Annotated in this window: 11 protein-coding genes; 8 read left to right on the top strand and 3 right to left on the bottom strand. The window is 72.0% G+C overall.

The window, feature by feature from the left end; translation table 11 throughout:
* The 5 genes from P3L51_RS32120 to P3L51_RS32100 all read left to right on the top strand — a co-directional run.
* Positions 1–308 (top strand): AtuA-related protein (locus P3L51_RS32120; protein WP_435594570.1); only part of this gene is annotated, 308 nt, incomplete at its 5' end.
* On the top strand, positions 305–1,915 hold the full coding sequence (locus P3L51_RS32115; protein WP_354608855.1) for an acyl-CoA carboxylase subunit beta: 1,611 nt from the start codon (positions 305–307) through the stop codon (positions 1,913–1,915). The genes P3L51_RS32120 and P3L51_RS32115, both read left to right, overlap by 4 nt.
* Positions 1,916–1,923: 8 nt before the next feature.
* The gene (locus tag P3L51_RS32110) at positions 1,924–3,963 is read left to right on the top strand and encodes an acetyl/propionyl/methylcrotonyl-CoA carboxylase subunit alpha (RefSeq protein WP_354608854.1); all 2,040 of its coding nucleotides are present in this window, start codon (positions 1,924–1,926) and stop codon (positions 3,961–3,963) included.
* The gene (locus P3L51_RS32105) at positions 3,960–5,096 is read left to right on the top strand and encodes an acyl-CoA dehydrogenase family protein (protein WP_354608853.1); all 1,137 of its coding nucleotides are present in this window, start codon (positions 3,960–3,962) and stop codon (positions 5,094–5,096) included. Before P3L51_RS32110 ends, P3L51_RS32105 begins: the two co-directional genes overlap by 4 nt.
* Positions 5,097–5,139: 43 nt before the next feature.
* Positions 5,140–6,741: a 4-coumarate--CoA ligase family protein gene (locus tag P3L51_RS32100; protein ID WP_354608852.1), complete on the top strand. Its 1,602-nt coding sequence runs from the start codon at positions 5,140–5,142 to the stop codon at positions 6,739–6,741.
* 43 nt (positions 6,742–6,784) lie between these two features.
* Here P3L51_RS32100 and P3L51_RS32095 read toward each other — a convergent pair whose 3' ends face one another.
* The 3 genes from P3L51_RS32095 to P3L51_RS32085 are packed head-to-tail and all read right to left on the bottom strand — an operon-like array spanning position 6,785 to position 8,702.
* Positions 6,785–7,969, bottom strand: a complete 1,185-nt coding sequence (locus tag P3L51_RS32095; protein WP_354608851.1) for a methyltransferase domain-containing protein — start codon at positions 7,967–7,969, stop codon at positions 6,785–6,787.
* Positions 7,966–8,382, bottom strand: a complete 417-nt coding sequence (locus P3L51_RS32090) for a hypothetical protein (RefSeq protein ID WP_354608850.1) — start codon at positions 8,380–8,382, stop codon at positions 7,966–7,968. The genes P3L51_RS32095 and P3L51_RS32090 overlap by 4 nt, the downstream gene beginning before the upstream one ends.
* A gap of 38 nt (positions 8,383–8,420) precedes the next feature.
* Positions 8,421–8,702, bottom strand: a complete 282-nt coding sequence (locus P3L51_RS32085) for a hypothetical protein (RefSeq protein ID WP_354608849.1) — start codon at positions 8,700–8,702, stop codon at positions 8,421–8,423.
* Between the two features lie 239 nt (positions 8,703–8,941).
* Between P3L51_RS32085 and P3L51_RS32080 the strand changes: the two genes are divergently transcribed.
* The 3 genes from P3L51_RS32080 to P3L51_RS32070 all read left to right on the top strand — a co-directional run.
* A complete protein-coding gene (locus tag P3L51_RS32080) occupies positions 8,942–10,042 on the top strand; it encodes a hypothetical protein (RefSeq protein WP_354608848.1) in 1,101 nt (366 codons plus the stop codon).
* A 173-nt stretch (positions 10,043–10,215) separates the two neighbouring features.
* A complete protein-coding gene (locus tag P3L51_RS32075; RefSeq protein ID WP_354608847.1) occupies positions 10,216–11,067 on the top strand; it encodes a helix-turn-helix domain-containing protein in 852 nt (283 codons plus the stop codon).
* A partial coding sequence (locus P3L51_RS32070; protein WP_354608856.1) for a DUF397 domain-containing protein occupies positions 11,040–11,150 on the top strand: 111 nt, incomplete at its 3' end. The genes P3L51_RS32075 and P3L51_RS32070, both read left to right, overlap by 28 nt.

The following is an 11,150-nucleotide window of genomic DNA, read 5'->3' as shown; positions in this document are numbered from 1 at the left end:
TGGTCGCCGGTGCCCGCAGCGGCGACAAGGGCGGTGACGCCAACGTCGGCGTCTGGGCGCGCACCGACGAGGCGTGGCGGTGGCTCGCGCACGAGCTGACCGTCGACCGGTTCCGCCAACTCCTGCCGGAGACAGCCGACTTGGCGGTCACCCGGCATGTCCTGCCCAATCTCAGGGCGCTCAACTTCACCGTCCGGGGCCTCCTGGGCGAAGGCGTCGCCGCCCAGGCCCGCTTCGACCCGCAGGCCAAGGCGCTCGGCGAGTGGCTGCGCTCCCGGCACGCCGACATCCCGGAGGCCCTCCTGTGACCGTGTTCCACTCGGCGCTGGACGTCACGTCCCCCGAATACGCCGCGCACCGCGACGAGATGCTCGCCAAGCTCGCCGATCTCGGCATGGAGCACGCCAAGGCGCTGGCCGGTGGCGGCGAGAAGTACGTGGCCCGGCACCGTAGGCGCGGAAAGCTCCTGGCCCGCGAACGGGTCGAGCTGCTGCTCGACCCCGACACCCCGTTCCTCGAACTGTCCCCGCTCGCCGCCTGGGGCAGCGACTACCCCGTCGGCGCGTCCATGGTCACCGGCATCGGTGTGGTCGAGGGCGTCGAATGCGTCATCACCGCCAACGACCCGACCGTGCGCGGCGGCGCCTCCAACCCCTGGACGCTGAAGAAGGCCCTGCGCGCCAACCAGATCGCCCACGAGAACCGGCTGCCGCTCATCAGCCTCGTCGAGTCCGGCGGCGCCGATCTCCCCTCCCAGAAGGAGATCTTCATCCCCGGCGGCGCGCTCTTCCGCGACCTGACCCGGCTCTCCGCCGCCGGGATTCCCACCGTGGCGGTCGTGTTCGGCAACTCGACGGCGGGCGGCGCGTATGTGCCCGGCATGTCCGACCACACCGTGATGATCAAGGAGCGGTCGAAGGTCTTCCTCGGCGGACCGCCGCTCGTGAAGATGGCGACGGGCGAGGAGAGCGACGACGAATCGCTCGGCGGCGCCGAGACGCACGCCCGCACGTCGGGACTGGCCGACCACTTCGCGGTGGACGAGCCGGACGCGATCCGCCAGGCGCGACGCATCGTCGCCCGCCTCAACCACCGCAAGGCGTACGCCGGTCCGGACCCCGACCGGCTCCGGGCCGAGCCGCCCGTGTACGACGAGGACGAACTGCTCGGCATCGTCCCCGGCGACCTGAAGATCCCCTTCGATCCGCGCGAGGTGGTGGCGCGGATCGTGGACGGCTCGGACTTCGACGAGTTCAAGCCGCTCTACGGGTCGAGCCTCGTGACGGGCTGGGCACGGCTGCACGGCTATCCGGTGGGGGTGCTGGCCAACGCGCGGGGCGTGCTGTTCAGCGCCGAGTCGCAGAAGGCCGCGCAGTTCATCCAGCTCGCCAACCAGCGCGACATCCCGCTGATCTTCCTGCACAACACCACCGGCTACATGGTCGGCAAGGAGTACGAGCAGGGCGGCATCATCAAGCACGGCGCGATGATGATCAACGCGGTCGCCAATTCGACGGTCCCGCATCTGTCGGTCCTGATGGGCGCGTCGTACGGCGCCGGGCACTACGGCATGTGCGGCCGGGCCTACGACCCGCGCTTCCTCTTCGCCTGGCCGAGCGCCAAGTCGGCGGTGATGGGACCGCAGCAACTGGCCGGTGTGCTCTCGATCGTGGCGCGCGCGTCGGCGGCGGCGAAGGGGCAGCCGTACGACGAAGAGGGCGACGCGGCGCTGCGCGCGATGGTGGAGGCGCAGATCGAGTCGGAGTCGCTGCCGGCGTTCCTGTCCGGGCGGCTCTACGACGACGGGGTCATCGACCCGCGTGACACCCGCACGGTGCTCGGCCTGTGCCTGTCGGCGGTCCACACGGCGCCCGTCGAGGGCGTACGGGGCGGCTTCGGCGTCTTCCGAATGTGAGGCTTACGTTGATATCAACTCTCCTTGTCGCCAACCGCGGTGAGATCGCCTGCCGTGTCTTGCGCACCTGCCGTGAGCGGGGCATCGGCACGGTCGCGGTCTTCTCGGACGCGGACGCCGGCGCGCTGCACGTACGGGAGGCGGACACGGCGGTACGGCTGCCGGGGTCGGCGCCCGCCGACACGTATCTGCGCGGCGACCTGATCGTGAAGGCGGCCCTCGCGGCGGGCGCGGACGCCGTGCATCCCGGCTACGGATTCCTGTCGGAGAACGCCGAGTTCGCTCGGGCGGTGCTCGGCGCCGGGCTGGTGTGGGTGGGTCCGCCGCCGGAGGCCATCGAGGCGATGGCGTCCAAGACGCGGGCGAAGGAACTGATGGCGGCGGCTGGCGTTCCCCTCCTGGCGCCGGTGGACCCGGCCTCCGCGAGCGCGGCGGACCTGCCGCTGCTGATCAAGGCGGCGGCGGGCGGTGGGGGGCGTGGGATGCGAGTCGTCCGCGAACTCGCCGCGCTTCCGGCTGAGTTGGCGGCGGCCTCCGCCGAGGCCCGGTCGGCGTTCGGCGACGGCGAGGTCTTCGCGGAGCCGTACGTGGAGCGGGGCCGGCACGTCGAGGTCCAGATCCTCGCCGACGCGCACGGCACGGTGTGGGCGCTGGGCACCCGCGACTGCTCCCTCCAGCGACGCCACCAGAAGGTGATCGAGGAGTCCCCGGCGCCGGGGCTGACGGCCGGGCCGCACGCGGTCCTGACGGCCGCGGCGGTCGCGGCGGCGCGCGCGGTGGATTACCGGGGCGCGGGCACGGTCGAGTTCCTGATCTCGCCCGCGGGCCACGCGTACTTCCTGGAGATGAACACCCGCCTCCAGGTCGAACACCCGGTGACGGAAGAGGTGTTCGGCCTGGACCTGGTCGCGCTCCAACTCGCCCTGGCGGAGGGCGCGAAGCTCCCCCCGGAGCCACCCGCCCCGCGCGGCCACGCGGTGGAGGCCCGCCTGTACGCGGAGGACCCGGCGCGGGGGTGGGCGCCGCGGCCGGGCAGGGTGCACGAGCTGCGGGTGCCGGGGCCCGCCCCCGCCGGGCGGGTCGACCAACCCCGTATCCGCGTCGACGCCGGGTACGGGCCCGGGGACAGCGTCGGGGTGCACTACGACCCCCTGCTCGCCAAGGTGATCGCCTGGGCGCCCACCCGCGCCGGGGCGGTCCGGCTGCTGGCCGACGCGCTGCGCCGGGCGCGGGTCCACGGCCCGGTCACCAACCGCGAACTGCTCGTACGGTCCCTGCGCCACCCGGACTTCACCGGCGGGCGGGCCGACACCGGCTTCTACGACCGGCACCTGGCCGCGCTCACCGAGCCGGAGCCCGGCGGTGACGACAGCGCCCGGCACGCCGCCCTGGCCGCCGCGCTCGCCGACGCCGTCCGGCGCGGGCACCGCGTCGGCGGGTGGCGGAACCTCGCGTCGCAGCCGCAGACCAAGACGTACGGCGGGCACGAGGTGCGCTACCACCGCACCCGCGACGGCTTCCGCGTCGAGGAGGACGCCGTACGCGCCGTCGCCGTCACGCCCCACCGCGTCAGCCTCGAAGTCCACGGCGTACTGCGGCACTTCGACGTCACCGAGTACGGCGGCGACCATGTCCACGTCGACGGCCCCACCGGCTCGTACCGCCTCCGCGTCCACCCCCGCTTCACCGACCCCCGCACCGCCACCGCGCCCGGCTCGCTGCTCGCGCCCATGCCCGGCACGGTCGTACGGATCGCCGACGGGATCGTCGTAGGCGGCGCCGTCACCGCCGGGCAGCCGCTCATCTGGCTGGAGGCCATGAAGATGGAGCACCGCGTCACCGCTCCCGCCTCCGGCACGCTCACCGCGCTCCACGCCGCGCCCGGCAGACGGGTCGAGGTCGGCGCGCTCCTCGCCGTGGTCACCGACAGCACGAAGACCGGCACCACGCGGGCCGGCATCTCAGAGACCTCAGAGACCGGCACCTCAGAGACCGACACCTCAGAGACCGACACCTCGCAGACCGACACCTCACTGGGGGACACATGAGCATCGTCGAAACGCAGGAACACCAGGACCTCCGCGCCGCCGTCGCCGCCCTCGGCCGCCGCCACGGCCGCGGCTTCGACCGCGAGACGCTGTGGAGCGAGGCGGGCAAGCTCGGCTACCTCGGCGTCAACCTCCCCGAGGAGTACGGCGGCGGAGGCGGCGGCCTCGCCGAACTCTCCATCGTCCTCGAAGAGTTGGGCGCCGCCGGCTGCCCCCTGCTCCTCATGGTCGTGTCGCCCGCCATCTGCGGCACCGTCATCGCCCGCTTCGGTACCGAGGCGCAGAAGCGCGAATGGCTCCCCGGCCTCGCCGACGGCTCGCGCACCATGGCCTTCGGCATCACCGAACCCGACGCAGGATCCAACTCGCACCGCATCACCACCACGGCCCGCAAGGAGGAAGAGAGCGGCGGCTGGATACTCAACGGCCGCAAGGTCTTCGTCTCCGGCGTCGACATCACCGACGCCACCCTCATCGTCGGCCGCACCGAGGACGCCAGGACCGGCTCCCTCAAGCCCTGCCTCTTCATCGTCCCCCGCGACGCGCAGGGCTTCCACCGCTCCCGGATCGACATGGAACTCCAGGCGGTCGAGAAGCAGTTCGAGCTGGTACTGGACGACGTACGGCTCCCCGCCGACGCCCTCGTCGGCGACGAGGACGCCGGGCTGCTCCAACTCTTCGCCGGCCTCAACCCCGAACGCGTCATGACCGCCGCGTTCGCCCTCGGCATGGGCCGGTACGCGCTCGACAAGGCCGTCGACTACGCCAAGACCCGCCAGGTCTGGCAGCAGCCCATCGGCGCGCACCAGGCCATCGCGCACCCGCTCGCCCAGGCGCACATCGAGATCGAACTGGCCCGGCTGATGATGCGCAAGGCCGCGCACCTGTACGACGCGGGCGACGACGCGGGCGCGGGCGAGGCCGCCAACATGGCCAAGTACGCGGCGGGGGAGGCGTGCGTACGCGCCGTCGACCAAGCCGTACACACCCTCGGCGGCAACGGCCTCACCCGCGAGTACGGCCTGGCGTCGCTCATCACCGCGTCCCGCGTGGCCCGTATCGCGCCCGTCAGCCGCGAAATGATCCTGAACTACGTGTCCCACCAGTCCCTGGGTCTCCCCAAGTCGTACTGAGACAAGCCATTCTGACCGTCCACGCGTCGAAGGGATCGTCATCGTGATCTTTCAGAGCGAGTACGCGGACGTCGAGGCGGTCGACCAGCCCATCCACGAGGCCGTCCTCGGCCGCGCGGCCGAGTTCGGCGACGCCGACGCCCTCGTGGACGGGACGGACGGCACCACCGTCACCTACGCCCAACTGGACGTCTTCCACCGCCGTACCGCCGCCGCGCTCATCGCGGCCGGTCTGCGCAAGGGGGACGTACTGGCCCTGCACAGCCCCAACACCGTCGCGTATCCGGTCGCGTTCTACGGAGCCACCCGCGCGGGCGCCTCCGTCACCACCGTCCATCCGCTCTCCACCGCCGAGGAGTTCGCGAAGCAGCTCCGTGACTCCTCGGCCCGCTGGATCGTCACGGTCTCGCCGCTGCTCGAAGTCGCCCGCAGGTCGGCCGAGTTGGTGGGCGGAATCGAGGAGATCTTCGTCTGCGACCGGGCACCGGGCCACCGTTCGATCCTGGACATGATCGCCACGGAGCCGACCGCCGGCATCGGGACCGACAACGGGATCGACATCGACCCCGCCGAGGACATCGCGGCTCTGCCCTACTCCTCCGGCACCACCGCCGCCCCCAAGGGCGTCATGCTGACGCACCGCTCCATCGCCACCAATCTCGCGCAGCTCGACCCCGTCATGCCGATGCGCCCCGGTGACCGCATCCTCGCGGTGCTCCCGTTCTTCCACATCTACGGCCTCACCGCCCTGATGAACGCACCGCTGCGGACCGGCGCCACCGTCGTCGTACTGCCGCGCTTCGACCTCGACCAGTTCCTCGCCGCGATCGAGAAGCACCGCATCAGCGGTCTGTACGTCGCCCCGCCGATCGTCCTCGCGCTCGCCAAGCACCCGGCCGTCGCCCGCTACGACCTGTCCTCGCTCGACTACATCGTCTGCTCCGCCGCGCCCCTCGACTCCCGCCTGGCCGAAGCCTGTTCGGCCCGGCTGGGCCTGCCGCCCGTCCGCCAGGCGTACGGCATGACCGAGCTGTCACCCGGCACGCACGTGGTCCCGCTGGACGCCGACAACCCGCCCGCCGGGACGGTGGGCAAGCTCCTGCCCAGCACCGAGATGCGCATCGTCTCCCTGGACGACCCCGGCACGGACGCCCCCGAGGGCGCCGCCGGCGAAGTCCTCATCCGCGGCCCGCAGGTCATGAAGGGCTACCTCGGCCGGCCCGAGGAGACCGCCCACATGATCGACACCGACGGCTGGGTGCACACCGGCGACATCGGCCGCGCCGACGCCGACGGCTGGCTGTTCGTGGTCGACCGGGTGAAGGAGCTCATCAAGTACAAGGGCTTCCAGGTCGCCCCCGCCGACCTCGAAGCACTGCTGCTGACCCACGAGTCGATAGCCGACGCCGCGGTCATCGGCGTCTACGACGAGGACGGCAACGAGATCCCGAAGGCGTACGTCGTCCGCCGGCCGTCGGCGCCCGAACTGACCGGGGCCGACGTCATGGCATACGTCGCCGAACACGTCGCCCCGCACAAGAAGGTCCGCCGGGTCGAGTTCATCGGGGGTGTCCCACGGGCCGCGTCGGGCAAGATCCTCCGCCGCGAACTGCGCGACCGGGAAAGGGAGTCGGAGACGACGTGACGCCTGTCCGGGCCTCCCCGCGCCCGCCAGGCGCCGTGGGAGGTCACCACACGGGGTTCTCCGGCGAGTCCAGCCAGGCCCGCTCGCCGTCGGCGTCGACGGTCAGCCCGAAGCGGTCGAAGCCGGGGCGCCCTCGCTCCACCCACCACCTGTGCGCGGCCTCCACCTCGTCCCACAGGCGTCGGGCCCCCGATTGGTAGACCTTGGCCTCCTCGCGGCCGTCGCGGAAGACCACGACCGCCCATGACGTGTCCGAGCGTCCGTAGAACCAGACGGCGCGCCTGCCGTCACGCTCGCGGTCGACGGTGTGGGCGACGGCGGGCACGCGCAGGCCCAGCGCGAATCCGGTCACGTCGAAGCTCCCCGTGCCGCGGAGATCCGCCTCGGTCACCGTCGTGAAGGACGTGTCCGCGGCGTCCATCGCGCCCGCCGGTACGTACGCGTCGTGCCGGGGCCACACGAACCGCTGGGAGCGCATGCGCATGAATGCCACCGGCCGCGAGAACGGTCCCGACGCACTCCGGCGGTCCTCGGCGACCACCAGGCGGGCGGTGGCTTCGCCGGGCCCGTAGTACGTCCCCCAGGGAACGAGGATCACCGCGCCGGGGCTGGACTGCTCCACCCATGCGAACGGGACCTCTCGCAGACCGCAGGTGGCGATGACGCGGTCGTACGGGGCCCGTTTCGCGTACCCGAGGAAGCCGTCCCCGTGCACCACTTCCACCGGGAGCCCGAAGCGCTCCAGCGACTCCCGCGCACGTGCCGCGACGGCGCCGTCCACTTCCGTGGTGACGACGTTCCCGGCGCCGAGACGGTGCGCGAGAAGCGCGGCGTTCCAGCCGGTGCCCGCGCCGATCTCCAACACCCGCTGCCCCGGCCCGACATCGAGGTCGGCCAGCATGGCGAAGACCAGGCTCGGCATGGACGACGACGAGCTGAACGACCTGCCCGGCTCGCGGCCGGCGTGCGCGCCGTCGTCCCACTGGGTGACGATGGGATCGTCCGAGTCGGCGTACCTCTGCCACGCCCGCGGGTCCTGCCCCCTGTCGACCGCCACGGTTCGGCCGGTGGCCATGTCGTGCGGCCACATCACGTCCGGCAGGAAGCGGGAGCGGGGCACCTCTCGATAGGTCTCGGCCCAATCGGGGTTCAGGGAACCCGCGTTCAGGAGGAGACGGCCCAACTCCTCACGGGTGGGCCGCCCCGCCCGGTCATCAGTGGTCGTCACTTGCGGTGGTCCCCGTCGCCGGGAGGCGTCGAACCGTCCGGGTGGGGCTCATCGGTCGGCGACCACGGCTGACCGGGGTGCCCGTCCCCTTCGCCCTCGCCCTGGCCCTGTCCGCCGCCCTGTGAGAGCTGGTTACTCAGTCGCGTGGTCACTGATTCTCCTTCTGCTGATTGTCTGTACGTGATTTGCGGTACGTCGCCGAGGCCGGCACGGCTGCGCGTGTTGACGTCCGCGACGCGGGCGCTCAGCAGCTCGGCCGGGCCGAGTCGCCGGACGCGGGTGGGGTCGGCGTCCCACTCGCGACCGCCGCCGAGCGGGCGGAGCTGGATGTACGGGCCCTGGCGGGCCATGACGACGCCGACGCGGTCGCGGGCCGGGTCGTGGACGGTGTCCCCGACGCGGACGGGCGACACGGGCGACGCGGCCTTCCGCGTGGGCCGCGCACCGTCTGTCACCGCCCGGCCCCGGCCACGATCACGGCGGCGAGCGCGAGCGCGACGGGCGCCGAGCAGACGCCGAGATGGACGAGGGCGTAGCGGGTGGCGCGTCCGGCGTCGCTGTCGTCGGTGACGGGCCAGGGGGTGCGGACGTCCATCGCGGGCAGCTGGATACCGACCCCGGTCAGCGCCGCCGCCAGCGCGTCGCGTGCCTCGACGGCCTCCTGGATCTTGTCGGGGGCGATGCGCTGCGGGGTACGGCGGGGGAGCGGCGGCTTGGGAGTCGCAGACGTCATGGGGGGTCTCCTTCGGCTCGTGGGTGCGCGACTTCGCCACCCCGAGCGAACGGTCGGAACTACCGTACGTGAGGGGTTCGTTACGAGAATGCGCCGACGAGGGAGCGGCCTGCGCCGAGGACGGGGGTGGTTCCCTGGCGCACGGCGCACGTTCCACACCTGCCACGAAGGCGGTCGGAAAACGGGTTGGCCGGACGTGGACGAGCTGCGACGATGGCCCCTGTTTCCGGGGGAGGATCTTGCCCGTCTTCGAGTTCGAGTGCGCCGGGTGCGGCGCCGCGCTGACCGCACCGCTGTCCCAGGTCGCCCTGCCGGTCCACGCCCGTCAGTCGTACGGGAACGGTGCGCAGCTCCCGGTGCTCATGGAGCCGGGCACTTTCGCCGTCGACCCGGAGCCCTGGGGGCTGCCGAGGCGGATGTGGGAGGACGTCGATCCGGACGAGGCGGCAGCCCGTGGAATTTACGCGCCGGTCCACTCACTGTCCGACGGTGTGGCAGGTGCGATCGCCACCGCACCCGGAGACACCCGGGGGACCCTGCTGATCCCGGAGAACGGGAGCGGTGCGTGCTGCGGCCTCGGCGGGGGCGCGGGGCCCAACATGGTCTGCGAGGAGTGCGGCCTGCCCGTGGCGACCCGGGTCGACGACTGCTCGCAATGGCAGGTGGTGTGGCTCGCCCCGAACGCCGTAAGCCGCCGCCCCGTCGAAGGCACCGACACCGACGACACACCCCACTCCTGGGCCGAGCTGATGGCGGCAGGCAAGCGCACGCCCCCGTTCGAGTCGATCCCCCGCTGGGGAGACCGGCCGGGGGCGTACGACTTCTGCTCATGGAGCCCGCAGTGGGAAGCGGCAGCCGGCCGGGCGCTCGCGCACCTGCTGGTGGCCTCGCGAGGCGGGCCGGTGACCGTCCCGCACGGCCTGGTCGAGGAGGTGTTCCAACCCGCCCTCGACGCCCTGCTCCCCGCGGGCGCGGCGCCGGGCCGCCGCGCTGTCCTTGCCGGACCTGGACTGCCCGTTCCCGACCAGCGCGCGGACATCCTCCTGGTGCCGACCCACCCGCGGACGGCGGAGTTCTGGACCCCGACGGACACGGCCACCTCCGCGTACTCGGTGCCGTTGCCCTTCGGGGTGTGGCTGTGGCTGGCCTTCCCCCGACCGCACCTGCCGATCCCCGCGTCCGGCGTCATGCCGCCCGAAACCCTCCGCGACGACCCGCCCCCGCCGCGCGCCCGTCACCGGTTCCGCGCTGATGAGCGTGCCTTCCGGGACACCCTGGTCCGGCTCCCGGCCGTCAGGGACGAACCGTGGCTGCGGGAATTCACAACCCGGCACTGGTGAGGATCCGATAGGAGCCGACCCCGGGCCCGGACGAGCAGGCCGAGCAGGGCATGCCGCTCCCGGAGCCCTGCGGCAGCTCGTCCGGCTGGTTGTTGCCCGTTTCCCCGGCGTGGAGGCTCGTCGTGAATTACCGTGCGTGACAGATCTGTTACGCACGCGCGGAGGGCAGCACCATGCCGACGAGACGAGTGGTCACCGGCCGGAGCAGGGAACCCCGCGCACGGTTCGCGGAGGAGCTGCGCTCACTTCGCGCCGCGCGCGGCGACAGCCTGCGGCAGCTCGGCGAACGGCTGGGCTGGGACTGGTCGTTGTTCGGCAAGATGGAGAAGAGCGAGACGCTGGGCGGCCCGGAGGTCGTCCAGGCGCTCGACACGTACTACGGGACGCCGGGGTTGCTGCTGGCGCTGTGGGAGTTGGCGGTGAGTGACAAGTCGCAGTTCCGCGAGGGCTATCGGCGGTACATGGCGCTGGAGGCGGAGGCGACGAGTCTGTGGCACTTCGCGGTGAGCGTGCTGCCGGGGCTGTTGCAGACGGAGGGGTACGCGCGGGAACTGCTGGCGGCCGGTGGACTCAAGGGTGAGGAGCTGGACCAGCAGGTCGAGGCGCGGATGGGGCGGCGGGAGTTGCTGGAGGGGGACCACGCGCCGCCGTTCCGGACGATCCTCTCGGAGGCGGTGCTGCGGACGCCGTTGCGGGATGTGGGGGAGTGGCGGCGGCAGTTGGAGTACTTGGGGGAGACGGCGGAACGTGCGGATGTGACGGTTCAGGTGTTGCCGCAAAGTGCGGGGCCGCACGGGCTGTTGGGGGCTGCGGTGATGTTTCTGCGCGGGCCGGACGCGCGTACCGTTGCGTACACGGAAAACGGCTACCGGGGTGAACTGATCGAGGAAACCATGCCAGTCGAGCGATTGCAGCGTGCATACGATGCAGTGCGCGACTTGGCGCTGTCCCCGTCTGAGTCGCGGAAGTTCGTCCTACGCATGTTGGAGGAAGTGCCGTGCGATCCCTCGACCTCACCGTCGTGAACTGGCGGAAGAGCAGCTACAGCAATCAGGACGGTGGCGAGTGCGTCGAGGTCTCCGACGACTTCGTCGCCCTCGTCCCCGTG

It is taken from the genome of Streptomyces panacea (genome assembly GCF_040560175.1).
Classification (GTDB): Bacteria; Actinomycetota; Actinomycetes; order Streptomycetales; family Streptomycetaceae; genus Streptomyces; species Streptomyces panacea.
Note: the sequence above shows the minus strand (reverse complement) of the source record. Positions and strands in the feature narration are given on the sequence as shown.